This window comes from Microbaculum marinum (assembly GCF_037855135.1).
GTDB classification, from domain to species: domain Bacteria; phylum Pseudomonadota; class Alphaproteobacteria; order Rhizobiales; family Tepidamorphaceae; genus Microbaculum; species Microbaculum marinum.
In genome coordinates this window covers 89,350-113,837 of the sequence record NZ_JAZHOF010000006.1, presented here as the reverse complement: position 1 = coordinate 113,837, position 24,488 = coordinate 89,350, and the positions used below count along the sequence as shown (strand labels likewise).

22 protein-coding genes and 1 tRNA gene are annotated in these 24,488 nt (G+C 64.9%); 21 read left to right on the top strand and 2 right to left on the bottom strand.

The annotated features are described in order from the left end of the window. Positions 1-16: 16 nt before the first annotated feature. Both V3328_RS15305 and V3328_RS15300 read right to left on the bottom strand, forming a co-directional pair. Entirely contained in the window at positions 17-1,117 is a 1,101-nt protein-coding gene (locus tag V3328_RS15305) for an efflux RND transporter periplasmic adaptor subunit (RefSeq protein WP_340330554.1), read from the bottom strand. A gap of 208 nt (positions 1,118-1,325) precedes the next feature. Next, positions 1,326-1,399, bottom strand: a tRNA-Gln gene (locus V3328_RS15300). Positions 1,400-1,688: 289 nt separating this feature from the next. Between V3328_RS15300 and nusG the strand changes: the two genes are divergently transcribed. The 21 genes from nusG (at position 1,689) to V3328_RS15195 (ending at position 24,487) form a co-directional block, all read left to right on the top strand. Then, entirely contained in the window at positions 1,689-2,231 is a 543-nt protein-coding gene (gene nusG, locus V3328_RS15295; protein ID WP_340330553.1) for a transcription termination/antitermination protein NusG, read from the top strand. A 157-nt stretch (positions 2,232-2,388) separates the two neighbouring features. Then, on the top strand, positions 2,389-3,645 hold the full coding sequence (locus V3328_RS15290; RefSeq protein WP_340330552.1) for a sugar transferase: 1,257 nt from the start codon (positions 2,389-2,391) through the stop codon (positions 3,643-3,645). A 31-nt stretch (positions 3,646-3,676) separates the two neighbouring features. Next, on the top strand, positions 3,677-4,762 hold the full coding sequence (locus V3328_RS15285) for a UDP-glucuronic acid decarboxylase family protein (RefSeq protein WP_340330551.1): 1,086 nt from the start codon (positions 3,677-3,679) through the stop codon (positions 4,760-4,762). Further along, complete coding sequence (gene galE / locus V3328_RS15280; protein WP_340330831.1) at positions 4,759-5,826, top strand: UDP-glucose 4-epimerase GalE; 1,068 nt, start codon at positions 4,759-4,761, stop codon at positions 5,824-5,826. Before V3328_RS15285 ends, galE begins: the two co-directional genes overlap by 4 nt. A gap of 6 nt (positions 5,827-5,832) precedes the next feature. Further along, positions 5,833-6,924, top strand: coding sequence for a GDP-mannose 4,6-dehydratase (gene gmd / locus V3328_RS15275; protein WP_340330550.1), 1,092 nt, complete (start codon positions 5,833-5,835; stop codon positions 6,922-6,924). A 1-nt stretch (position 6,925) separates the two neighbouring features. After that, a complete protein-coding gene (locus V3328_RS15270) occupies positions 6,926-7,894 on the top strand; it encodes a GDP-L-fucose synthase family protein (protein WP_340330830.1) in 969 nt (322 codons plus the stop codon). Between the two features lie 5 nt (positions 7,895-7,899). Then, positions 7,900-8,646 (top strand): glycosyltransferase family 2 protein, encoded by a 747-nt coding sequence (locus V3328_RS15265; RefSeq protein WP_340330549.1) that lies wholly within the window; start codon positions 7,900-7,902, stop codon positions 8,644-8,646. A 6-nt stretch (positions 8,647-8,652) separates the two neighbouring features. Then, complete coding sequence (asnB, locus tag V3328_RS15260; protein ID WP_340330548.1) at positions 8,653-10,485, top strand: asparagine synthase (glutamine-hydrolyzing); 1,833 nt, start codon at positions 8,653-8,655, stop codon at positions 10,483-10,485. Positions 10,486-10,582: 97 nt separating this feature from the next. Beyond that, complete coding sequence (locus tag V3328_RS15255) at positions 10,583-11,650, top strand: glycosyltransferase family 4 protein (protein WP_340330547.1); 1,068 nt, start codon at positions 10,583-10,585, stop codon at positions 11,648-11,650. Between the two features lie 84 nt (positions 11,651-11,734). After that, the gene (locus V3328_RS15250) at positions 11,735-12,580 is read left to right on the top strand and encodes a class I SAM-dependent methyltransferase (RefSeq protein WP_340330546.1); all 846 of its coding nucleotides are present in this window, start codon (positions 11,735-11,737) and stop codon (positions 12,578-12,580) included. An 81-nt stretch (positions 12,581-12,661) separates the two neighbouring features. After that, positions 12,662-13,255 carry an SIS domain-containing protein gene (locus V3328_RS15245; RefSeq protein ID WP_340330545.1) on the top strand — a complete coding sequence of 198 codons (594 nt, stop codon included), beginning with the start codon at positions 12,662-12,664 and terminating at the stop codon, positions 13,253-13,255. Between the two features lie 18 nt (positions 13,256-13,273). Then, positions 13,274-14,260 (top strand): NAD-dependent epimerase/dehydratase family protein, encoded by a 987-nt coding sequence (locus V3328_RS15240; RefSeq protein ID WP_340330544.1) that lies wholly within the window; start codon positions 13,274-13,276, stop codon positions 14,258-14,260. Then, positions 14,247-15,587, top strand: a complete 1,341-nt coding sequence (locus V3328_RS15235; RefSeq protein ID WP_340330829.1) for an HAD-IIIA family hydrolase — start codon at positions 14,247-14,249, stop codon at positions 15,585-15,587. Before V3328_RS15240 ends, V3328_RS15235 begins: the two co-directional genes overlap by 14 nt. Beyond that, complete coding sequence (locus tag V3328_RS15230) at positions 15,584-16,564, top strand: GHMP family kinase ATP-binding protein (RefSeq protein WP_340330543.1); 981 nt, start codon at positions 15,584-15,586, stop codon at positions 16,562-16,564. The genes V3328_RS15235 and V3328_RS15230 overlap by 4 nt, the downstream gene beginning before the upstream one ends. A 9-nt stretch (positions 16,565-16,573) precedes the next feature. Further along, positions 16,574-17,395 carry an ABC transporter permease gene (locus V3328_RS15225; RefSeq protein ID WP_340330542.1) on the top strand — a complete coding sequence of 274 codons (822 nt, stop codon included), beginning with the start codon at positions 16,574-16,576 and terminating at the stop codon, positions 17,393-17,395. Positions 17,396-17,488: 93 nt separating this feature from the next. Beyond that, entirely contained in the window at positions 17,489-18,682 is a 1,194-nt protein-coding gene (locus V3328_RS15220) for an ABC transporter ATP-binding protein (RefSeq protein ID WP_340330541.1), read from the top strand. 10 nt (positions 18,683-18,692) lie between these two features. Further along, the gene (locus V3328_RS15215) at positions 18,693-19,466 is read left to right on the top strand and encodes a TylF/MycF/NovP-related O-methyltransferase (RefSeq protein WP_340330540.1); all 774 of its coding nucleotides are present in this window, start codon (positions 18,693-18,695) and stop codon (positions 19,464-19,466) included. 151 nt (positions 19,467-19,617) lie between these two features. Further along, a complete protein-coding gene (locus tag V3328_RS15210) occupies positions 19,618-20,343 on the top strand; it encodes a class I SAM-dependent methyltransferase (RefSeq protein WP_340330539.1) in 726 nt (241 codons plus the stop codon). A gap of 180 nt (positions 20,344-20,523) precedes the next feature. Then, on the top strand, positions 20,524-21,504 hold the full coding sequence (locus tag V3328_RS15205; RefSeq protein WP_340330828.1) for a glycosyltransferase: 981 nt from the start codon (positions 20,524-20,526) through the stop codon (positions 21,502-21,504). 13 nt (positions 21,505-21,517) lie between these two features. Further along, positions 21,518-22,345: an AAC(3) family N-acetyltransferase gene (locus tag V3328_RS15200; RefSeq protein WP_340330538.1), complete on the top strand. Its 828-nt coding sequence runs from the start codon at positions 21,518-21,520 to the stop codon at positions 22,343-22,345. An 18-nt stretch (positions 22,346-22,363) separates the two neighbouring features. Then, positions 22,364-24,487: a Gfo/Idh/MocA family protein gene (locus V3328_RS15195; RefSeq protein WP_340330537.1), complete on the top strand. Its 2,124-nt coding sequence runs from the start codon at positions 22,364-22,366 to the stop codon at positions 24,485-24,487. Position 24,488: the final 1 nt, after the last annotated feature.

Here is a 24,488-nt window from a genome sequence, read left to right as displayed (position 1 = left end):
CCGGCCCGGGTTCCGCTCAGGAGGCCGACGGGCCGGTGGAGGCCATCGGCGAGGGGCGCATCGTCGGCGCCACCTCGACGCCGTCGCGCAGCTTCATCTGGCCGGCCACGACGATGGAATCCCCGACCTCCAGTCCCTCCAGTATCTCCACCTTGCCGTACCGCCGCTGGCCGAGCTTGACCGGCGTGAGCACGGCCTTGTCGTCGACGATGCGGTACACGAAGCTGCCGCCCGCCTGGGCCACGATGGCATCCTCGGCGATGACGATGGCATCGTCGCGTTCCGCCGTCTGCAGGCTGACCCGGACAAACAGTCCCGGGCGGAGAACGTTGTCCGGATTGGGAACCTCGGCGCGCAGCGCGATCGAGCGGCCGGCCGGGTCGATCTGCGGATTGATCGCGAAGACCTTGCCGGTGAACGCCTGCCCGTTGAGCGCGTCCACGGTGATCTTCACTTCCGCTCCGTTCTTGACGTGCGGCAGGTAGCGTTCGGCGATCGAGAAGTCGACCTTGATCGGGTCGATCTTCTCCAGGTTGACGAGCTTGTCGCCGGGCTCGACGTATTCGCCCTTGCTGACCATGCGCAGCCCGACGATGCCGTCGAACGGCGCCACCATCTTGGTCTTCTGGAGGCGGACCTCGGCCATCGTCAGCAGCGCCTTGCCGACCTGCATCTCAGACAGCGCCTCGTCGCGGGCGCGCACGGTGCCGACCTTGTTCTGCAGCAGTCCGTCGGCGCGCTCGAAGTTGCGCTGTCTCAGCTCGTAGTTGGACTGCGCCTCGGCGAGCTGGGCCTCGTAGACGGAGGTGTCGAGCTGGAACAGCAGCTGCCCCTCGTCGACCGGCATGCCCTCGTCGAAGGCGATGGTGGCGATTCGGCCGGCGATCTCGGGGCTGATGTTCACCGACTCCGCCGACAGCAGCGTGCCCACCGAAGTCGCCTCCTCGACGACGCGCTCCGCCGACACCACTTCGGCCTCCACGGCGATCGGACCGCCCTGGGCCAGCGCCGCCGGCGCGAATGCCGGCAGGGCGAGCAGCGCCAGCGTCAACGCCGGGACGATCGCGCGGACCGCTGGAGGAGCCGCCCGTCCGGGCCGCAGGATCTGCCTCGCCAAGTGGTGGTCCTTCCCGATTGTGCCCGGCACCGCAGGGCTGCGCCCCCCGGACGCGAAGATCAGAATGTCTGATTGCGCGATAAGGATGGCAGCAAGACGGCCGGGGTCAAGAGAAATGGCGATCAACATCCCGCGCGTTCGCGGCGATCGCAGCCGCCGGCTCACCGCGGGGCAGGCGTCCGCCCGCGGCGGGCGCCGAAGCGGGAGGTGGCTGGGGGACCTGGATTCGAACCAGGACTAGCGGAGTCAGAGTCCGCGGTTCTACCGTTAAACTATCCCCCACCCGGGGCTTGGGCCCTATATCATCGCCGCGAGTTCGATTACAATCCCCCGCAGCAATGTTTGCGAACTCGTACAGGCGTTTCGATGAGTTCCGGATGCCGACGGCGTCCAATCGGCAATGCAGTCGCCGCGGCCGCGGGCCCGTCGTTGCTGCGGGCCGATTGCGCTGCTCCTCCCGACCGCCGGCCCGTGCCATGCACCACATAGCGCGGCCGGGGGCGAACTTGCAAACTGACGCAACGTCGGGTAGTGAGGCGGCGGTTTGAACGATCTGCGCCGAGGATCGAGTTTGGGGGGAAACAAGCGCCAATCCGCCGGTGGGCCGCCCGACGGCGGGCGCCGGTGGTACGTGGTCCACTGCCTGCCTCATCGCGAGGCCGGGGCACAGGCGCAATTGCAGCGGCAGGGCTTCCATACCTTCCATCCCGTGCACGTGAAAACGGTGCGCCACGCCCGGCGCTTCCGTAGGGTCAAGGCATCGCTGTTCCCCCGCTACCTGTTCGTCGAGCTGGCCCTCGACCGCGACCGCTGGCGCAGCGTCAACGGCACCTTCGGAGTGACCTCCATGCTGATGGCCGGCGACTATCCGATGCCGGTGCCGCACGGCGTCGTCGAGGACCTCCAGGCGATGCTCGACGAGGAGGGCGCCCTGTCGATGGAACCGCGGCTGGTGCCGGGCGAATCGGTTAGGCTCCTGTCGGGGCCGTTCGCCGGATGCATCGGGCGGCTGATCAAGCTGGATCCGTCCGGCCGGGTGCGGATCCTGATGGAGATCATGGGGGGGCATGTCCCCCTCTTTGCAACACGCGAGACAGTCGTCCCTGCCGCCTGAAGGCTCGGATCTGGCGCGCGATCTCGCAGTCTGCGGCTTTGGGGGCGAGTCACCCGAAGTGCGGTAGCGCGGGAAAATTCCGAATTCGGTTGAACCGAACGCTGACCTGCACCCTTTGAACTACACCCTCCCCAACATACCTCGTCCGGTTCCCGCGATGCCAAGGCATCTGGGCTGGCGCGGCGCCTATCGGCTGCTGGCGCGCAATCGCTATCAGCTCGCCGGCGCCATCCTCGTCGCGGTGGTTCTGCCCGCCCTGATCGTTTCCGGGTTCGACGTTCCGCCCTGGCTGGGCAGCAACGGCAACACGACCGTCGGCACCTTCGCCGCCATCCTGTTCGGGGCCTACATCCTCAGGCGGATGACGACCTACCCGGGCGTGCCCGGGGTGACCTACGTGCTTCCGGTCTTCGCGGTGGTGTTTGCCGCGGTCATCATCGTCTTCTTCTTCCTCCGGTTCGATTATTCCCGGATGCAGATGATTGTCAGCTTCGGCCTGGCGCTGCTCTGGTTCTCCTTCGTCCAGATCGCCGAGCGCCGGCTGCGGCGGCCGCACCTGCTGCTGCTGCCGTTTGGCCGCACGGGCAAGCTGCTGGAGACCCCGCAGGCCGACTGGATGGTCGCGCGCGAGCCGGACCTGCCACCCGAATACATCAACGGCGTCGTCGCCGACCTGGGCGCCGACCTGCCGCGCGACTGGGAGCGTTTCCTCGCCAGCTGCGCCCTCGGCGGCCTTCCGGTCTACCATTCCAAGCAGGTGTCCGAGATGCTGAGCGGCACGGTGCAGATCGAGCACCTGTCGGAGAACACGCTCGGCTCGCTCCTGCCGTCCTCGATCTACCTGCGGTTCAAGCGGGCCCTGGATCTGCTGGCCGTTGCCGCCGTCGCCCCCCTCGCGCTGGCGATGGCCGGGGCCTGCGCCCTTGCCATCGTGCTCGAGGACGGCCGGCCGGTGCTGTTTCGGCAGCAGAGGATGGGCTTCCGCGGAGCGGTCTTCACGATCTTCAAGTTCCGCACCATGCGATGCGGCATTCCGGGCAAGGAGTACACCGAGGCCGACGACGAGCGGATCACCGGTGTCGGCCGTTTCCTGCGCCGCTACCGCTTCGACGAACTGCCGCAGATCGTCAACATCTTCAAGGGCGAGATGAGCTGGATCGGGCCGCGTCCGGAGGCGCTGGCGCTGTCGGAATGGTATGAGAGCCAGATTCCGTTCTACAGCTACCGCCACATCGTCCGGCCCGGCATCACAGGCTGGGCGCAAGTCCACCAGGGCAATGTCGCCGAGGTGATGGCGGCGACCGGCAAGCTTCACTACGACTTCTACTACATCAAGTATTTCTCGCCCTGGCTCGACCTGCTGATCGCCGCCAAGACGGTGCGCACCGTGCTGACGGGCTTCGGGGCGCGTTAGAGGCCGAACCCGTGACGCCGGAACCTGTTCGATGACCAGTCCGTCCAGCGCCAATGGTGGCCGCCGGCTCTACGACAGCCGCAAGCGCATCCTGGTGACTGGCGGGGCAGGGTTCCTCGGCTCGCACCTGGTCGACCGGCTGATCGACCAGGGCCACGAGATCGTCTGCGTCGACAACCTGTTCACCGGAACCAAGCGCAACATCGATCACCTGCGGACCCATCCGCGCTTCGAGTTCGTCCGGCATGACGTCACCTTCCCGCTCTACCTGGAGGTCGACGAGATCTACAATCTCGCCTGTCCCGCCTCCCCGGTGCACTATCAGCACGATCCGGTGCAGACGACGAAGACGTCGGTCCATGGCGCCATCAACATGCTCGGTCTGGCAAAGCGGCTGCGGTGCAGGATCCTCCAGGCCTCCACGAGCGAGGTCTATGGCGACCCCGAGGTGCACCCGCAGCAGGAGGGCTACTGGGGACGGGTCAATCCGATCGGTCCTCGCTCCTGCTACGATGAGGGCAAGCGTTGCGCCGAGACGCTGTTCTTCGACTACCACCGCCAGCATGGCCTCCCGATCAAGGTGGCCCGCATCTTCAACACCTACGGCCCGCGCATGCACCCGCGCGACGGGCGCGTGGTCTCGAACTTCATCATGCAGGCGCTGAACGCCGAGCAGATCACGATCTACGGCGACGGTCGTCAGACACGGTCGTTCTGTTATGTCGACGATCTGATCGATGGCCTGATCAGGTTGATGGAGAGCCCCGATACGTTCACCGGGCCCGTGAACCTGGGAAATCCGGCGGAGTTCACGATTCGCGAGCTGGCCGAAAAGGTGATGCGGCTCACCGGCAGCCGCGAAGATTGCCGGTACGCGCCTCTGCCGCAGGACGATCCCCGGCAGCGTTGCCCGGACATTGCCCTTGCCAGCGAGAGCCTTGGGTGGCAGCCGCGGGTGGCCCTGGACGAGGGGCTCAGGCCGACGATCGACTATTTTCGCGAACTCGTGCACGGGCAGGCAGAACGGCCGTCGGGCCAGGAGGATGCAGAGACGCGCCTGCCGGATGTCGAAGCGTCTCCCAAGAGCGTTCTCCCGATGAAAGGGCCGCTGGTCTGAGCACGCCCGTCCTGGTGGTCGGCGGCGCCGGCTACATCGGAGCCCACGCCTGCAAGGCGCTGGCGCGCGCCGGCTTCCAGCCGGTCGTTTATGACGACCTTTCGACCGGCCACGCGGATTTCGTCAAATGGGGTCCCCTGGTAACCGGCGACGTTCGCGACCGTGAGGGCGTGGAAAAGGCCTTGCGCCAATGGCGCCCTGCCGCCGTGATGCACTTCGCCGCTCTCGCTCTGGTCGGGGAGTCCATGCGCGATCCCGGCCGGTACTACGACGTGAACGTCGTCGGCACACTGCGGCTGCTGCAGGCGATGGTGGCATGCGGCGTTCGGGACCTCGTATTTTCCTCCTCCTGCGCGGTCTATGGCGATCCCGGCGTGGACCGCATCTCGGAGAACCTCGCGGAGCGGCCGGTGAACCCCTACGGCGCGACCAAGCTCGCCTGCGAGCGTATGATGGGGGACTTCGAGACGGCTCAACGGGTGCGTTCCGTGCGGCTGCGCTACTTCAACGCCGCGGGCGCCGATCCCGGCGGTGACATCGGCGAGAGGCACGATCCGGAGACCCATCTGGTCCCCATCGTCATAGCAGCGGCGCTGGATCGCAGCGCCGTCCCAGTCGAGATCTTCGGATCCGACTATCCGACCCCCGACGGCACCGCCATCCGCGACTACGTTCACGTTTGCGATCTCGCCGACGCCCATGTCGCGGCGGTCCGATATTTGCAGGAAGGGGGGGCTTCTCGGACCGTCAATCTGGGCACCGGAGCCGGTGCATCGGTATCCGAAGTCATTGCGGCCGTGGAGTCCGTGACCGGAGTGGACGTGCCCACCCGTCGGTCGCATCGGCGCGCCGGCGACCCGCCCCGTCTCGTTGCCGACCCGACCCGCGCGGAAACGCTGCTGGGCTGGCGCGCCCGGTCGACGCAGTTGCGCACGATGGTCGAGGACGCCTGCCGATGGCACCGGCGCGCCGGCCCCGCCATGGCAGTGACCGGGCCCGGCCCTCGCAGCGCTGCCGATGCGGACGGCCAAGGGGCCGGCCGCTCTGCGGTGGTCCGCGGTTAGGCCGCTGTGACCGCGAAGGTCGCCCTGATCACCGGGATTACCGGGCAGGATGGTGCCTATCTGGCCGAGCTTCTCCTGTCGAAGGGCTACATCGTCCATGGCGTGAAGCGCCGCTCGTCCTCCTTCAACACGGGCCGGATCGAACACCTCTACCAGGACCCGCACGAGCCGGACCCGCGGCTATTGCTGCACTTCGGCGACATGACCGATGCCACCAACCTGATCCGTATCGTGCAGGAGACCCAGCCCGACGAGATCTACAACCTCGCGGCGCAAAGCCATGTGCAGGTGAGCTTCGAAACCGCGGAATACACCGCCAACGCCGACGGTCTCGGCACGTTGCGGCTGCTCGAGGCTATCTGCCTTCTGGGGCTCGACAAGCGCACGAGGTTCTACCAGGCCTCCACCTCGGAACTCTACGGGAAGGCCCGGGAGGTGCCCCAGTCGGAGACGACGCCGTTCTACCCCCGCAGCCCCTACGGTGCGGCGAAGCTCTATGCGTACTGGATCACCGTGAACTACCGCGAGGCCTACGGCCTGCATGCCTCCAACGGCATCCTATTCAACCACGAGAGCCCGATCCGTGGCGAGACCTTCGTCAGCCGCAAGATCACCCGTGCGGTCGCCGCGATCCATTCGGGCCTGCAGGACAAGCTTTTTCTCGGCAACCTCGATGCCCGGCGCGACTGGGGGCACGCCCGAGACTATGTCGAGGGCATGTGGCGGATCATGCAGCAGGACGAGCCGGACGACTACGTCCTCGCCACCGGCGAAGCGCACACGGTACGGCATTTCACCGAGCGGGCGTTTGCCGAGGTCGGAATGCCTGTGGTCTGGGAGGGCACCGGGGAGGCCGAGGTCGGCCGGGACGGCCGCACGGGTCGTGTCCTGGTGGAGGTCGATCCCCGCTATTTCCGGCCGGCCGAGGTCGATGTGCTCGTTGGCGACCCTTCCAAGGCCCGGACACTGCTCGGCTGGCATCACACCGTCGGCCTGGATGATCTCATTGCCGAAATGGTGCGCGAGGACCTGGCGGCCGTATCGCTCCAGGCCCGGAATGCCGCGTCCGAGTCGAGTGTCGGGCGCCAGCGTGCCTGAGATGTCGTACGACCTTGCCGGCAAGCGGGTCTGGGTCGCCGGCCATCGCGGGATGGTCGGCTCCGCCCTCATGCGCCGGCTTGCCGACGAGGATTGCGAACTGCTGACGGTCGGCCGCGAAGAGGTCGACCTGCGGCGGCAGGCCGAGACCGAGGATTGGCTCGCCGAGGCGCGGCCGGAACTGGTCTTTCTCGCTGCTGCCAGGGTCGGCGGCATCCTTGCCAACCGCGATCATCCCGCGTCGTTTCTCTACGACAACCTGATGATCGAAGCCAACGTGATGGAGGCGGCTCGCCGCTGCGGGACGGAAAAGCTCGTCCTGCTCGGCTCCAGTTGCATCTATCCCAAATACGCGCCGCAGCCGATCCGGGAGGAGGCGCTGCTGACCGGCCCCCTCGAGCCGACCAACGAGGCCTATGCCATCGCGAAGATCGCCGGCATCAAGCTTGCGGAAAGCTACCGCGCGCAGCACGGGTGCCGCTTCATCTCGGCCCAGCCGAGCAATCTTTACGGTCCGGGCGACAATTTCGATCCCGCATCGAGCCACGTTCTGGCCGCGCTGCTGCGCAGGGCCCACGAGGCGAAGACGCGAGAAGAACCGGAGATGATCGTCTGGGGCACGGGCGCGCCGCTCAGGGAGTTCCTGCATGTCGACGACCTGGCCGACGCGCTGGTGTTTCTGGCCTGCCACTACGAGGAAAGCGTCCCGATCAATGTCGGCACCGGCGAGGAGATCACCATCCGCGGGCTGGCCGAGCTCATCGCCGAAGTGGTCGGCTATGGCGGGGCGCTGCGCTTCGATACCTCGAAGCCGGACGGGACGCCGCGGAAGGTGGTGGATGCCTCGCGCCTTGCCGGCCTCGGATGGCGGGCCTCGACGCCGCTGGCCGAAGGCATCCGGGGGACATATGCCTGGTTTGCCGCCCGTCAGGGCACGGCGCGCGGCATGGCCGCGATGATGGAGACCTGACCGGCGTGCGGCTTTCGGTGGTCACCGTGTGCCTGAATGCGGCGGGAAGCATTGCCCATACGCTCGACTCGTTCTTCGCCCAGCGCCACCCCGACAAGGAAATCGTCGTCGTCGACGGAGGCTCGAGCGACGGGACGCTGCAGATACTCGACCGCTATGCCTGCCCGGATCTCACCGTGGTCACCGGGCCGGACCGCGGCCTCTACGACGCGATGAACAAGGGCCTCGCTCGCTTCGACGGCGATGCCGTCGGCTTTCTCAACGCGGATGACCGGTTTCACGACGCGGAGGCGCTTGGCGTCCTCGCCGAGGGCCTGGCGAAGGCCGACATCGTGTTCGGCAATGTCGACTTCGTCGCCGGCCATGAGTCCGGGCGGGTCGTGCGGCAATGGCGGGGGTCGTCGTTCCGGCACGGTCACTTCGGTCGCGGCTGGATGCCGGCCCATCCGACCTTTCATGTCCGTCGCGCCGTGGCGGACGCTGTCGGCAGTTTCGATCTCGGCTACCCGATTGCCGCCGACTACGACTGGATGCTGCGGGCCTGCGAACTGCACGAGTTTTCCACTGCCTATCTCGACCGGGTGCTGGTCGACATGAGTATGGGAGGGCGCAGCACGCGCGATATCCGATCCTACGCGCAGCACAATCTCGAGGCGCTTCGCGCCCGCCGAGCCTGGCTCGGCTCCGGCGTCGTCGACGCCGCGCTGCTCGCCAAGCCATTGCGCAAGCTGTCGCAATTCATGGTCCGCTGACCCTCCATGTGCGGTCTGAACGGCATATTCGCCTATCATGACGCCGCGCCGCGGCCTTGCGAGACGGAGTTGCTTGCGACCCGCGAGCACATGCGCGCCCGCGGTCCGGACGGGGAAGGCCTGTGGTGGAATGCCGACCGGCGCGTCGGCCTCGGCCATCGCAGGCTCGCCATTCTCGACCTGTCCGATCGCGCTCTGCAGCCGATGGCGAGCGAGGACGGCCGCTTCGTCGTCGTATTCAACGGCGAGATCTACAACTACCCGGAGTTGCGCGCCGAACTGGAGGCGGACGGCGTCGCGTTCCGCACGACTTCGGATACCGAGGCCCTGCTGCACCTCTACGCGCGGCACGGAACCGCGATGGTGCGGCGGCTGCGCGGCATGTTTGCCTTCGCGGTATGGGATCAGGTCCGATCCGGCCTCTTCCTCGCCCGCGATCCGTATGGGATCAAGCCGCTCTACTTCGCAGACGACGGTCGCAGCTTCCGCTTCGCATCGCAGGTCAAGGCGCTGCTGGCCGGTGGGCAAGTGTCGCGCGATCCGGAGCCGGCCGGCCTGGTCGGCTTCTGCATGTTCGGCTATGTGCCGGAGCCGTTCACGCTCTACCGCGACATCCGCGCGCTTCCGGCCGGACATACGCTATGGGTCGACCGCGAGGGCGCGCAAGCGCCCCGGGCCTACGCGAACCTCGCCAAGGTGATGGCCGAGGAAGCCGGCGATCCGGTTCCCGCCGCCGACCTGCCGGAGCGCACGCGCGCCGGCGTCCTGGAGAGCGTGCGAGCGCACCTGCTGTCGGACGTCGAGGTCGGCGTGTTCCTGTCTGCCGGCGTCGACTCCGGCGCCCTGCTGGGCCTGATGCGCGATGCCGGTCAGGAGGATATACGGGCGATCACCCTGGCCTTCGAGGAGTTCTCCGGAACCGACGAGGACGAGGCGCCGCTGGCCGCGCGCGTCGCCCAACAGTACGGGGCGAGGCACTCCGTGCGTCGGGTCGGCGAAGGCGAGTTCCGGTCCGATCTTCCGGCGATCCTCGAGGCGATGGACCAGCCCTCCATCGACGGGGTCAATACCTGGTTCGTCGCCAAGGCGACCCGCGAGGCGGGCATCAAGGTGGCGATGTCGGGGCTCGGCGGCGACGAACTGCTCGCCGGCTACCCGAGCTTCGTCGATGTGCCGCGATGGCACAGGTATGGCACGGTGACGGCATCGCCATGGCTGGGTCGTGCCACACGCTCTGCCATCAGTGTCATGGCCCCCGGTCTCGCCGCTGCGCGGCCGAAGGCCTTGGGATTCCTCGAGTATTCCGGCAGCTGGGCGGGTACCTACCTGTTGCGCCGCGGCGTCTTCCTGCCACACGAACTCACCCGATTCCTGGACGAGAAGCTGGTTCGGGAGGGCTTGCGAAGACTGGACCCGTTGCGCCGGATCGAGGCGAGTCTGGCGCCGGATCCACGGTCCGACACGGCCCGCGTTTGTCTTCTGGAATCAACGCAGTACATGCGCGACCAACTGCTCCGGGATGCCGACTGGGCCGGCATGGCCCACGGCCTCGAGATCCGCGTTCCGCTGGTCGATGTCGGGCTTTTCCGGAGAATGGCCCCCGTAATCCGGAACCTTCGGGTCGGCGCCGGAAAGGCAGCGCTCGCGGGCGCTCCATCGGTGCCGCTGCCGGCCGATATCGTCGATCGCGGCAAGACGGGCTTCTTCGTCCCGACCGGTGCCTGGATGAATTCGGCGGCCCAAACCCCTGCGGGCGTTCGGGAAATCAAGCCACGCCGGAAGGGGCTGGCGTCGCGGCAGTGGTCCAGTCTGGTGCTCGAGGCAGCCGGAGCCTGGTGAGTGCGGCGCACGCTGAACAGTTGCGACGTATACGGGTGCTGCAGTCGGAGTCCGGACGACGAGCGGGCTGGAATATCGAATTCAATCAAAGCCGTAGATGACAAAGACGGTTCATGTCGCTGCACAGTTCCTGTCGCCCGGGTCCGGAGGGATCGCCCGGTGCGCGCGGCTCACGCTGCTGGCGCTGCGGAAGGATACCAGCGTTGCCGGCGCTTTTGCCGTGCAGGACACGGAAGCCACGACGATCGCCGGAGTGGAGACGAGGCCCTTCTCCGGAAGGCGTTTGCCGTTCCTCGCCGCCCATACGGCCCATGCCATGGGTTCCGATCTCGTTTTCTACGACTTCCCGGGAACCGCGCGTGCCCACCGGCTCCTGGCACTGGCGAAGAAACCCTACGCCCTGTGGGTACACGGCTGGGAAGTCTGGCGCGAAAATTTGAGACCTGACTATGCCGACGCCATCCGGCGAGCCGACGCCGTGTTCGTGAACAGCAATCACACGCTGTCCAGACTGAACGAAAGCATTCCCGGCTTGCATAATCTGCAGGTGTGCTGGCTGGGGACGGAACGCGACATCGATGGCGCCGGCCGCATGCCTCCGACTTCGGGAAACGAGAAGATCGTCCTCTTCGTCGGCCGCAATGACGAGTTGTTCGACAAGGGCCAGGACGTCCTGATCGATGTGTGGCCGAAGGTCGTCGGCCGGGTCCCCGAGGCCAAGCTCTGCTTTGTCGGGGGTGGGAGCGAGCTGGAAAGGCTCCGGTCGCTCGTCTCTGCCTCACCGGTCAGGGACACGATCCGGGTATTGGGTTATCTGCCAGACGGGGCGGTGAGCGAACTCTACATGCGGGCGCGGCTGTTCGCCATGATCAGCCGGGTCGAGGGCTTCGGGCTGGTCTTTGCCGAGGCCATGAGCTACGGCGTACCTGTTCTGACTTCGCTTGAAGATGCTTCGCAGGAAGTCAACAGAGACGGCGTGACCGGTTATTCCGTGAGCCGTTCGGATCCGGATCTCCTGGTCGAACAGATCGTTGACATTCTTGCAGACGACGGACTCCATGATCGGCTGTCACGCGGGGCGTTCCAGCACTGGGCGGACAATTTCTCATTCACCGCGTTTGCCGATCGATTTCGTCAGGCGGCCGGCCGTGCGCGCCTGCTCTGACAACCTTCGGCGGCGGTGTTTGGCGATGGAGCGGGCGCAATCGTGAAGGCGGCTGAGCGAGGGACCGGGAAGGCGCGAGCGGAGATGCTCGTCGGTGCGCCGGCTCAGGCCCAGCAGGGCAACAAGACATGGTGGACCGAGAACACCATGTCCTACGATTGGACCGACAAGGTGGAAAAGGAGCAGTTTTCCCCCGAGTGGTTCGCCGAGATCGATCAGCGCTTCATTGCCTCGGCACGGCATTTCGCACATGACAAGCAGCCCTTCGACAGGATCATTCCGTTCGAGGAGTTGTCGGGCAAGAAAGTCCTGGAAGTAGGCTGCGGAATGGGGCTCCACACCGAGCTGATGGCCCGGGCCGGTGCTGATGTGACCGCTCTCGACATTTCGCCGAAGTCGGTCGAGGCAACCCGCACCAGACTCCGCCAGAAGGGGCTGGACGCCGAGGTCAGCGAACTGGACGCTGAACATCTGCAGGCGATCGACGAATTTGACTTCATCTGGTCGTGGGGCGTCATACATCATTCGGCCCGCACCGGCGTCGTGCTGCGAAACCTGATCGGCGCGCTGAAGCCGGGCGGGGAGCTCCGGTTCATGGTCTACAATCTGGAGGGGATGCAGGCGTATACGGTGATCGCGACCCGGTACCTGGCGGGATTCTGGTTCGGGAAATCCCTGGACGAGCAGTTGTGGAGGAGTACCGACGGCTTTCTGGCGAGATATTTCACCAGGGATTCGATCTCGAACCTCTGTCGTACGTTCACCGACGATGTCGAGGTTTCGCTATGCGGGCTGGAAGCCGACGCGGTTCCGTTGCCGAGGCGATTGAGAGCGCTGGTCCTGCCGCTGCTGAGCGACAGCTACATAGCCCGCAAGGTCCACGAGCGCGGCACCTTCCTGTTTGTGAAGGTCAGGAAGCCCCGTGTTTAGTGCGTTGATCGCAGAGCCTTCGAGCCTCCGCCGGGAAACTGGGGGCTTGCGGACGGCAGGCGGACCCGTCACACCGGCTGAATGACGATCGACAAACACATCAGGTCGTATGCCGACCGGCTTGCGAAGGCGCTGCAGTTCGATGCGATGGACCAGATATCTCCCTTGGCGGAAGCCCTGAGAGATACGTGGACGTCGCAGCGCTGCGTGTACCTGTGCGGAAACGGCGGCAGCGCTGCCAACGCGATCCATCTCGCCAATGACCTGATCTACGGCGCCGGTATCGCCAACGGCAAGGGTCTCAGGGTCGAAGCGCTCAGCGCCAATTCCGCGGTACTCACATGCCTGGGTAACGACACCGGCTACGAGAACGTCTTCTCGGAACAGATCCGGGTGAAGGGCGATCCCGGCGATATTCTGATCGTCCTGTCGGGGAGCGGGAACTCGCCGAACGTCGTGAAGGCGCTGCAGACGGCGAATTCGATGGGGCTGAAGACCTTCGCCGTGCTCGGCTTTTCCGGAGGCCGCTGCAAGGCGCTGGCGCAGCACGCGATCCACTTTCCGGTAGACGACATGCAAATCGTTGAGGATCTGCAACTCGTGGTCGGCCACATCTGCATGCAATGGCTGCACGCGAATCCGGTCGGCGCCGCCGACAAGACCGACGCCGCCTGATCGGACGGGTTGGGTAGGGTGCATCATTTCATTAGCGGCATGGCCGGCTTCATCGGCAGTCACCTCGCGGACAGCCTTCTGCGTGCGGGCCACAAGGTCAGCGGGGCCGACGATCTGTCGCTGGGACGACTAGAGCATCTCGAGAATGCGCACCGGAATCCCGGATTTCGCTTCTTTGAGGCCGATTGCAGTCAGCGCGAGGCCGCGATCCAGACGCTCCGGGCCGCAGCAGAGTGGGGCGGTCGCCCCCACATGATCTGGCACATGGCCGCCAACAGCGATATTGCCGCCGGAGTGAGCGATCCGACGGTCGACTTCAGCCGGACCCTGATGACCACGTTCAGTGTGCTGGAGGCCGCCCGTGACCTTGGCGTCCGGTGCGTGGCCTTCGCATCGACGTCAGCCGTCTACGGCGAAAGAGCCGGGCAATTGGAGGAAGATTCCGGCCCATTGCTGCCGATCTCCAACTACGGAGCCGCGAAACTTGCTGGCGAAGCACTGCTCAGCGCCGCCGCAGAAGCGTGGCTGGACCGGATATGGATCTGTCGTTTCCCCAACGTCGTTGGACATCGGGCAACGCACGGCGCAATTTTCGACTTCATATCGCGTCTGAAGATGTCTCCGGTGGAGCTCAGGGTCCTGGGCGACGGGACGCAGACGAAGCCCTATCTCCATGTATCGGATCTGATATCCGCGATGGAATTCGTGGTGGCCAACGCGCAGGGACGTCGGAATGTCTTCAACATCGCCCCGGAGGGGGAGGGGACGAGCGTAGCCTTCATTGCAAAACAGACAGTCGCGCGCGTCGCGCCCGGCGCAGCCATTCGATATGAAGGCGGCGATCGCGGTTGGATCGGCGACGTTCCGAAATTCCGGTTCTCCACTGCGCGTCTGGCCGGGCTTGGTTGGCGGCCTTCGCTCAGTTCGGACGCCGCAGTGCTGCGGGCAATCGACGAACTGTCTGCCGCCGCTCTCGGACAGCAGCGCTCCGATGTCCTTGTCTGAAGCGCCTCTAAGCGCCCCTGTCCGTCATCTCGCCATCGTGGCCGGCGGCAGGGGCACGCGGATGGCCGGGGTCGCTGACGATCTGCCCAAGGCCCTCGTGGCCGTTGGAGGAAAGCCCGTCCTGCAGCATCAACTGGAATGTGCAGCGGCATCGGGAATTGAAGCGGTGACGATCTTTGCCGGCCATCTGGCACACCGGATCGCAGCGTTTGTCGGTGATGGCTCCCGTTTCGGTCTCCGCGTGAAGGTCGAGGTCGAGACAACTCCCCTCGGCACTGCCGGCGCGGTGCTGCAGGCTCTCGACACACTGCCGGAGCATTTCTTCATCGTCTATGGGGACGTGATGCTCGCGGTGGACCTGGCCGCGATGGGGCGGCGGCACGTGGAACGGACAGCCGATTTCACGACGTTTGTCCATCCCAACGATCATCCCCACGATTCCGATCTGCTGGAAATCGACGAGCAGGGATGGGTGGTGGCCGTCTACCGCTACCCACATCCGGAAGGGGTGTTTCTTCCCAACCTGGTCAACGCTGCACTTTACGTCGCCCGGCGCGACGCGTTGCGGTCGATTGGGCGGGGCGGAAATCGCGACTTCATGCAGCACGTGCTCGCCCCGTTGGGGGTTTCGGGACGGAGGGTTCTGGCCTACCGGTCGCGGGAATACGTCAAGGACATGGGAACGCCGGACCGGCTGGAACAGGTGACGCGGGACTTGAGGGACGGCAAGCTGGACCGCGGCGCGGCGCACCTGCCGGCGCCCACCGTCTTCCTAGATCGGGACGGGACAATCAACGAGGAGCGAGGATTCCTCGCCTCCCACGACGAACTGGAACTGGTGCCGGGGGCCGGACGGGCTCTTCGCAGGCTGAGGGACGGCGGCTTTCGCCTTCTGATGGTCACCAATCAGCCGGTAATCGCCAGAGGCGACGCCTGCGAGGAAGAGGTGGACACCATCCATCGAAGGCTCGCGTGGGAGCTCGGCAAGCACGGTGCCTACCTCGACGACATCTATCTGTGCCCGCACCATCCGGACAGTGGCTTTCCCGGCGAGCGGCCGGAACTGAAGGGCCCATGCGATTGCCGCAAGCCGGGAACGGGGATGTTCGAGCGGGCGCGGCGCGATCATCCGCTCGATGTCGGCCGCTCGTGGATGGTCGGGGACCGGACGGCCGACATCGAATTTGCGCGGCGGACAGGACTGAGATCCATCCTGGTGAGAACCGGAGCTGCCGGAAAAGACGGAAAGTACGCTGCGGTCCCGAACCATGTGGCCGCAGACCTCGGCGAGGCCGCCGAGATAGTCCTGGCAAGCACACCCCCGTGATCATTTCGCGCACGCCCCTAAGGGTGAGCTTCCTCGGCGGCGGATCCGATCTGCCGCCCTACTACCGCCGGCACGGCGGCGCGGTGCTGTCCACAACCATCGACCACGCGGTCTACGTTACGGTCAGCCGCAAGTTCGACGACGCCGTTCGGGTCAGCTACTCGCGCACGGAGGAAGTCCCTAGCGCTGCCGAAGTGGCGCATCCCCTTGTGCGCGAGGCGCTCAAGCATGCCGGGATCGAAGGCGGGATAGAAATCACCTCGGTTGCCGACATTCCGGCCAAGGGGACCGGGCTCGGCTCGTCCAGTTCGTTCACGGTCGGACTGCTGAACGCATTGCACGCCTATCTCGGACGGCACGCCAGCGCCGAGAGCCTTGCAAGGGAGAGCTGCGTCATCGAGATCGATCGGTGCGGAGAGCCGATCGGCAAGCAGGACCAGTATGCCGCGGCCTTCGGCGGATTCAACTTCATCCGATTCAATGCCGACGATACGGTGGACGTCCAGAAAGTGATCTGCGCGACGGACCTGTTGTCCGCTCTGCAGGATCGGCTTCTGTTCTTCTACACCGGGCAGACGCGCTCGGCCTCGCCGCTCCTGAAGGAGCAGTCAGACGAGGTCTCGCGGCCGGGCGCTCGAACCAACGCGACCGGTCAACTCGTGCATCTGGCCGAGGCCGCTTACGACGAGATCTGCAGAGGCGAAATCGACAATCTCGGCCCGTTCCTGCACGAGGCCTGGCACATCAAGCGGACGATCAATAGCGGCGTGACCAACAAGATCATCGACGAGGCCTATGATGCAGCGATCGCCGCCGGCGCACAGGGCGGAAAGGTTCTCGGTGCGGGCGGCGGCGGTTTTCTGATGTTTCTGGTTCCGAAGGCGCACCAGGAGGCGGTTCGGCGGGTCTTGGGCCGCCTTCGCGAAACGCCGTTCCGCTTTGCCTCTCAGGGCAGCAAGATCATTTTCGTTCACTAGGTACGGCGTGTGAAAGAAGTCGTTATCGAAGCCGGCCGTACCGAGCGGAACTACTGGCGCGATCTGTGGCGATATCGGGAGCTGTTTCAGGTCCTCGCCTGGCGCGACTTTGCGGTACGCTACCGCCAGACCGCTGTCGGCGTGGCTTGGGCGGTTCTGCGTCCGGTCCTGACGGTGTCCATCCTGACCGTGATCTTCCACCGGGTGGCCGGGCTTGCCAGCGTGGGAGACGCGCCGTATGCGCTGATGGTGCTGGCCGGAATGTTGCCGTGGATGTTCTTCTCCACGGCGATGTCCGATGCGGCAAGCAGCCTGGTCAGCAATACGTCGCTTGTCAGCAAGATCTACTTCCCGCGGATGATCGTGCCGACGGCCACGGTGATCGTCTCGATCGTCGACCTGCTGATCGGCCTGGTCATCCTGGCGGTACTGATGGTCGCCTACCGTTACGCGCCGGACTGGCGCATCCTCACCTTGCCGGCGCTCGTCCTCATGGCCTTCCTGGCCGCGCTCGGGCCCGGGCTATGGATCACGGCAGTGAATGTGCGCTACCGTGACTTCCGCTACGTGACCCCGTTCATCGTCCAGTTCGGGCTCTATATCTCCCCCGTCGGGTTCGCCTTCGACAACATCCCCGAATCCTGGCGGCTGCTCTATTCGATCAATCCCATGGTGGGAGTCATCAACGGCTTCCGCTGGGCCGTCCTGGGAGGCGAAGCGCCGCTCTATCCGCAGAGCCTGATCATCAGCGCGGTGATGATCGCCGCGTTATTGTGGGTTGGGGTCTGGCAGTTCCGCAAGCTGGAACGCTCGTTCGCCGATGTGATCTGAACCATACCGGACGACATCTCCATAAGCGTCGAGAATCTCTCCAAGCGCTATCTGATCGGTCATCAGGCAAGCGCTGCGGAGACCTTCCGCGAGATGCTGGGTCGCAAGGCCCGGCGCGCGGCGCGCCACGTGATCGACATGAGCCGGGGGCGCCAGCTCGTGAGCGGCGACCAGATCGAGGAGTTCTGGGCGCTGCGCGACGTCGCGTTCGACGTCCGGCGAGGCGAGGTGGTGGGCGTGATCGGCCGCAACGGCGCAGGCAAGAGCACCTTGCTGAAGATCCTGTCGCGCATCACCGAGCCGACCACCGGCCGGGCGGTCATTCGGGGCCGTGTGGCCAGCCTTCTGGAGGTGGGCACCGGCTTCCACCCGGAATTGACCGGCCGCGAAAACATCTTCCTCAACGGCGCGATCCTGGGTCTGAGCCGGGCGGAAATCAGGGGCCGGTTCGACGAGATTGTCGATTTCGCGGAGATAGAGCGCTTTCTCGACACACCGGTGAAGCGCTATTCATCAGGCATGTACGTACGCTTGGCCTTTGCCGTCGCCGCCCATCTGAATCCCGAAATCCTGATCATCGACGAGGTCCTCGCGGTCGGCGACGTGGCCTTCCAGAAGAAGTGCCTTGGCAAGATGCAGGACGTGGCCGACGAGGGCCGGACGGTGCTGTTTGTAAGCCACAACTTGCCTTCCGTGGTTGCCCTGACCAGCCGCGCCATACTCCTCGTCGAGGGCCGACTGAACGCGGAAGGGCTGAGTCGCGATATCGTCGGGCAGTTCCTGAAGATGACGCACCAGCCGGCAACGGCCGGCGGTGATCCCGCCGCCTACCGCCGTCCGCATCGCAACGAAGGACATGCCGACATTGCCGGCGTACGGGTTTGCGGCGCGCCATTCGGGGCGGGGACGGCAGCCTTCGGCGAAGACATCGTCATCGAGGTGGACCTCGATCTGAAGCGGCGGGTCGAGGAAGGCATCGTCAACATCAACGTTTTCAACGAGCAGCTCGAAGCGATCACCACACTGGCCTCGGGTGACTCCGGCTTCGCCTTCACCGGCGGGCCGGGCCGGCGCACAGTGCGCTGCAACGCCGGTCCCCTGCCGCTAATCCCGGGAGAATACCGCCTGACGGTCGGCGCAGCCCAGAAGGGGGGCGGACTGGCGTGGGACGTGCTGGAGACTATGCCGGGCTTCCGGATCGATGGTCACGAAAACGCCGCCTGGATGAATTGGCCAAGGCGGCCGGGATTGGTGTTGTTCGATCAATGCAGATGGAGCGAGAGTTGAGGCGTCCGAGGTGAATCCGATCAAGGCAGCGAAAGCCGGCATATTCAAAGGTGCGTGGGCCTTGGGCTACGAGGTGCGCCGGAGGCAGGACCCGCCGCCGCACCGGTTGGAAGTCGATCCTTCATATGCAGCCACGATCGCCTCGGTGCGCAATTACACGATGACACCCGTCGAGAAGATCGCAGCCTTGGTCGATGCGACGCGCTACATCGCCCGAGAGAAGGTACCCGGCGCATTCGTAGAGTGCGGTGTGTGGCGAGGCGGCTCGATGATGGCGGCTGCGCGGACCTTGCTGGAGATGGGCGAAATCCGCGACCTCTACCTCTTCGACACCTATGCCGGCATGACCGAGCCGGAAGAGGTCGACGTAGACCTGCGAGGGCGAACGGCAAAGGACCGTTACCTGGCCTCAGCTGCGAACGGCTATAATGAATGGTGCTACGCGAGCCTGGAGGATGTACGCCAGAACCTGCTGTCCACCGGCTATCCCAAGGAGCGCTGCCATTTCATACAAGGAGACGTGGTGCAGACCCTGCCTCACAAGGGGATCGGGGAGATCGCCATGCTGCGGCTCGACACCGACTGGTACGAATCGACCCTGCATGAGTTGAACACGCTCTATCCCGACATCTCGGTCGGGGGCGTCCTGATCATCGATGATTACGGGTACTGGGAGGGCTGCAAGAAGGCGGTGGATGAGTATTTCGCGGAGGGTGGCCCCTTGCTGGTGGCGATCGATGCGATCGCCAAGATCGCCGTGAAGACCGAGAGCCACAAGCGGTGACCGGCGGCCGAGCCGACTGCGGATCCTGCGGCCGACAGCCTGTGAACGCCACCCCGCGGCGATCTTCAACGACTGCGAAAGCCGTATCTGCTTAATATGATAGGGGTAGCCAAATACAAATGTTTGACAGATTGCTAGTATATATACCGTCGTGATCGACTATACGTTACCAAAATGCAGGCCTTCGACGTTAGATTCTTATACGAATGTCAGACTGATATTGTCTGCTGTCGAGCGGGCGGTGCCTATATTACATGGGCACGTGCTGGACGTGGGTTGCGGGCGCATGCCCTACAAGGAATACGTGATGGAGCGATCGGGCCGCGTAGCGCAGTGGACCGGCTTGGACCTGGAAGAGCGAAAGCACAGCGAAGCGCCGCCGGACATGACATGGGACGGCGAGACAATAGATTTGCCAGACGCCAGTGTGGATTGTGCAATGCTGACCGAGGTTCTCGAGCATTGCCCCAAACCGGACCATGTCGTTCGGGAGGTATTCCGGGTTCTTCGCCCCGGCGGTTTCATCTTTCTCACGGTGCCGTTTATCTGGCCGATCCATACCGTCCCATACGATGAATTCCGCTATACGCCTTTCTCCCTGAAGCGGATCCTCCTCCAGGCTGGATTTTCCGATCTGTCGATCGAGGCGACGGGCGGACGCCACGCGATGCTGGCGGTTGCGCTCGGGCTCTGGGTACGTCGCAGGCCCCTGACGTCGCGCGTCCACGTCGTGACCAAGGCCGTGGGGTCGGTGCTGCTTTGGCCGGTCATACGCCTCCTCACCGCAATGGACGAACGCCCTGAGGAACTCGGGGAAAGTACCTTGCTGGTGGGACTGGCGGCGATGGCGCGGAAACGGATTGCGGTATGCTCATAGGTAGGCCTGCAACTGGGCGAACTCCCGGGCGTGGCTGACAAATGGCCCTTCCGGGCAGTGAGTGAGACGCTCGCGGTGTTCACGACTGAGCTCGGTGCTCCATTCATTGATCGGCATGTATTGGATCTTAGACCTCACAATACTGTCGCTATTGCCCGTTCCGGTCGCCACCCATTGCAAATGGATGCTTCGGTTGCGGTGCCCGTGTTTCGACTCGACCGGTGGGAATTGCGTCTTTCAGTCCGGCTTGCCAGGCGTTCGGGCGGAGCGGTAGATCGGATGCGTGAAAGGGCGATCGCGAAGTTCTTGAGACACCACCGCGTCGGCGTAGTGCTCGGAGAATACCTGGACAACTTTATCGATTTCATCCCTCTGCTGGACCACCTGGATATTCCTTACATTGCCCAGGCTCACGGCATGGATGTGAGCAGGGAATTGCGGCAACCCGGCATGGCGCAGCGCTATTTGTCCTATCGTTCGGCCAGGGCGGTGCTGACGCGAAACGAATTCCATCGGCAACGGCTCATCCGCATCGGACTTCCCGCCGAAAAGGTCCACGTCAATCCCGGTGGCGTGGATATTCCCACGGAACTGCCCGAGAAATCGGCCGATTCCTGCAGACGCCTGTTGGCCGTGGGCCTGATGGTTCCCAAGAAGGCGCCAATATTTCTGCTGGAGGCGTTCCGGCGTGCAGCGGCGGAAAACCCGGAGCTCAGCCTCGACTATGTCGGAGGCGGTGCGCTCTTCCCCGCGGCGCAGCAGTTTGTTCAGGCGTGCGGTTTGAACGACCGGGTGCGCTTGCACGGCTTTGCCTCAGAGGAGACCAAATTGCGGCTTCTGGGGGAGTGCGGGGTCTTCGTGCAGCACAGCATGACCACGCCCGACGGCGACGAGGAGGGGCTGCCGGCGGCAATTCAGGAGGCGATGGCCCATGGGCTGGCGGTGGTAAGCACGCGACACTCCGGAATTTCGGAAGCGGTCATCGAAGGTGAGACGGGGATTCTGGTCGACGAGGGTGACGTTGAAGGAATGGCGGCCGCTCTGGTGGTCATCGGACCGTCCGCCCGCTCACTCGGTGAGGCCGGTTATCGTCGGGCGGCTGCGCTCTATGCATGGGACCACGAACGAAGCCGGTTGGACGGCTGGCTGTCGGCAGCCTGACGGATCGCGGGGTATGAACCGGCTGGTCGAATTGAGGCGGCGCGCCTCGCGAACCTATCGGCGCTATCGGAATCCGCTAAGACCGGACGAGTTTCGGCGAGCGCTGGATGAGCTCGGACTGCGCCAGAGCGATATCCTGTTCGTACATTCGTCGCTGTCCGCCATGGGTCGGTTTACCGCCGGGTTGGAGGACATTGTGGATGCCTTGGGAGACGTCTGTGGGACATTGGGTCTGCCGACCCACACCTACAGCTATCCGGAGGCGTCCGGCGCCCCGGCGGCAGTGTTCGATCCCGCGACGACACCGTCCCGCAACGGACTCTTTACGGAATATTTCCGCCGACGGCCGGAAGCGGTCCGCAGTGTTCACTCGACCCATTCACTGGCCATGCAGGGGCCGGAAGCCGGCGAGATGACGATGGACCACTATCAATCCGACACGCCTTGCGGCGCCGGCACGCCATACGCTCGGATGATCGAAGCCCGGGCGAGTGCTCTGCTGCTCGGCGTGAGTTTTCACTCCTATACGTTCTTCCACACCGCCGAAGATGCCGCGGACAGCCCCTTTGCATACGAAGACGGCATTCTCGACATACTGCGCGTGCTGGATGAGGCGGGGGAGGTCAGGCAGTGCGTGTCTCGCCGCCAGACACGCAACGCGCGCCGCTTTGCCTCGTGCGGCGATCTCATCGAGCGGGCGGGGCTCGCCCGGCGGGGGGCGTTGGGGGCAGGGACCATCACCTTCGTTCCCGACTGTGCCAAGGTCCACGATTTTCTCGTGGAACGGCTGCGCGTGACGCCTGATTTCCTCTACGCCGAATGCGCTGCTCCACTGAACTGAATCCCATTAAAACCTGACATGCTGAAGATTGGCATCATCGGTACGGGCGTGATTGCGCACGAACATGCAGCCGCGATTGGCATGATTCCTGGTCTGGAGCTGGTCGGCGCGTCGGATATCTCGGCGGGCCGCCTCACGGCCTTCGCCGACGCCTTCGGCCTGTCCCGACGCTACGAGGGCGCCGATGAACTGATCGCCGACAGCGATCTCCAACTGGTCGTTGTGGCGACGCCGCCATCGACGCACGAGGCACTGACGGTTGCCGCTCTTGAGGCCGGCAAATCCGTCCTCTGCGAGAAGCCGCTGGCGCACAATCTCGAAAGCGCGTCCCGCATCGCAGCCGCTGCTGCGCGCCATCCCGGACGGCTGTCGATCGGCTACCAGTTGCGGTACGCGCCGCAATACCGGCGGATGCTCTGGCTGATCCGCAATGGCTGGATCGGCGAGGTGACGGAGGCCGTGGTGGAGCGCCACGGCTACATCCCGCACGCGCTGGCCGAAGCAAGCTGGTGGGGCAGATGGGACATCGCCGGCGGGGGGGTCCTCATGACCCAGATGATCCACGAGATCGACCTGATGATCGAGGCGATGGGCGCGCCCCGGTCGGTCGATGCGAAGTTCGACACCCGCTATACGAAGATCGAGTCCGAGGATTGGTTCGAGGTCGAGGTCGCGTTCTCCGGAGACCGCCGCGCCCGGTGTGCCGGATCGGTCAACTCCGGCCGAATGGGCGGTCGGTTCGTCATCAAGGGTGACAAGGGCTGGATCTCGCCATCGGAGATTTCGCTGCACGATCCGTCCATGAACCGGCAGGCGCAAAGGGCGGTCGATGCCGCTCTGTCGGACACGAGGGTCCAAACCCGTTCGATGCCCGCGCGGGCGTATCGGAAGGCACGGCGGACCCTGGGTCTATCGGAGCCTGCGGCGGTTACGCCGCATGCGCTGCTATACAGTGATATTGCTGCGGCAATCGCGGCAGACAAGCCGCTTCCGATCCCACCGTCCGAGGCCCTCGGAAGCCTGGAATTCTGCGCCGCCACGTACGAATCCGGGCTGCGCGGCGAGCCGGTTCGCCTGCCGCTCGCGCCGGACGCGGGAGGCTATCCTGAAGTCACCAGGACCACATATGCGGCGAAGCGCACACGGTTTCCCGAGGCACCGCCGGCAAGACCGGTGCCGAAACGGAATGGAGCCGTGCGCATCGGCCTGATCGGCCTCGACACCACCCATGCCGTCACCTTCACGGACCTTCTGCACAATCCGTACAATCCCGATCATATTCCAGGCGCACGCGTCGTCGCGGCATTCCCCGGGGGGTCTCCCGACATGGAGGTCAGCGCATCACGCGTCGATGGGTTCACATCCGAGTTGCGAGACCGGTACGACATCGCCATCGTCGAGACGCCCGAAGACGTCGTCGACGAGGCGGAAATCGTCTTTATCCTGTCCTGCGACGGGCGTACCCACGCGGGATTGTTCCGTGCGGTTGCCGGGCGTGGGCGGCCGGTCTTCATAGACAAGCCGTTGGCTACCTCGCTCGCCGATGCCGAAAAGATTCAGTTCCTGGCGCGGGAGACCGGCACTCGGGTCTTCGGGGCATCTGCCTTCCGCTATGCCGACAGGCTCGTGGCGGCCCTCAATGACATCAGAGCGTCCGGCGAAGCGATCGAGACGTGCACGATCCGCTACTGGGGTCAGATCCAGCCTACCCAGGGCCGATACTTCTGGTACGGCGTCCATGGCGCCGAAATGCTGAATGCGGTGATGGGTACCGGCCTGTCTTCAGTACAGGCCAGAATGGACGGCCAGTGCGATGTCATCGAAGTCGAACACAGCGACGGGCGCCGATCGACATTGCTCGGATCACATGTCGACGGCACGTTCCACGTCCAGATCAGGACCGACCATCGTGTCCTGGAAATTCCCATCGGGGGTCCCGTCTCCGCGCGGATGCTGGCGGTGGTTCTGGATCTCCTGACACCGCGCGGCTATCCGCAACTGTGGCGCGCCTCCACGGCCGGGTCGGTCTGCGCGCGCCCATCCCGGTCCATCGACCCCGGCGAAGCCGATACGCTCGATGTGATCCGGCTGCTGGATGGCGCGCAAAAGAGCTACGCCTCGGGAAAGCGGGTCACGTTTTAGG

Coding starts and splice junctions, on each gene's coding strand:
- V3328_RS15250 (WP_340330546.1), top strand. CDS start 11,735: ATGCTCGTCGGTGCGCCGGCTCAGGCCCAGCAGGGCAACAAGACATGG.
- asnB (WP_340330548.1), top strand. CDS start 8,653: ATGTGCGGTCTGAACGGCATATTCGCCTATCATGACGCCGCGCCGCGG.
- V3328_RS15245 (WP_340330545.1), top strand. CDS start 12,662: ATGACGATCGACAAACACATCAGGTCGTATGCCGACCGGCTTGCGAAG.
- V3328_RS15200 (WP_340330538.1), top strand. CDS start 21,518: ATGAACCGGCTGGTCGAATTGAGGCGGCGCGCCTCGCGAACCTATCGG.
- V3328_RS15205 (WP_340330828.1), top strand. CDS start 20,524: ATGGATGCTTCGGTTGCGGTGCCCGTGTTTCGACTCGACCGGTGGGAA.
- V3328_RS15220 (WP_340330541.1), top strand. CDS start 17,489: ATGCTGGGTCGCAAGGCCCGGCGCGCGGCGCGCCACGTGATCGACATG.
- V3328_RS15270 (WP_340330830.1), top strand. CDS start 6,926: ATGTCGTACGACCTTGCCGGCAAGCGGGTCTGGGTCGCCGGCCATCGC.
- V3328_RS15235 (WP_340330829.1), top strand. CDS start 14,247: ATGTCCTTGTCTGAAGCGCCTCTAAGCGCCCCTGTCCGTCATCTCGCC.
- V3328_RS15255 (WP_340330547.1), top strand. CDS start 10,583: ATGACAAAGACGGTTCATGTCGCTGCACAGTTCCTGTCGCCCGGGTCC.
- V3328_RS15285 (WP_340330551.1), top strand. CDS start 3,677: ATGACCAGTCCGTCCAGCGCCAATGGTGGCCGCCGGCTCTACGACAGC.
- V3328_RS15195 (WP_340330537.1), top strand. CDS start 22,364: ATGCTGAAGATTGGCATCATCGGTACGGGCGTGATTGCGCACGAACAT.
- V3328_RS15290 (WP_340330552.1), top strand. CDS start 2,389: ATGCCAAGGCATCTGGGCTGGCGCGGCGCCTATCGGCTGCTGGCGCGC.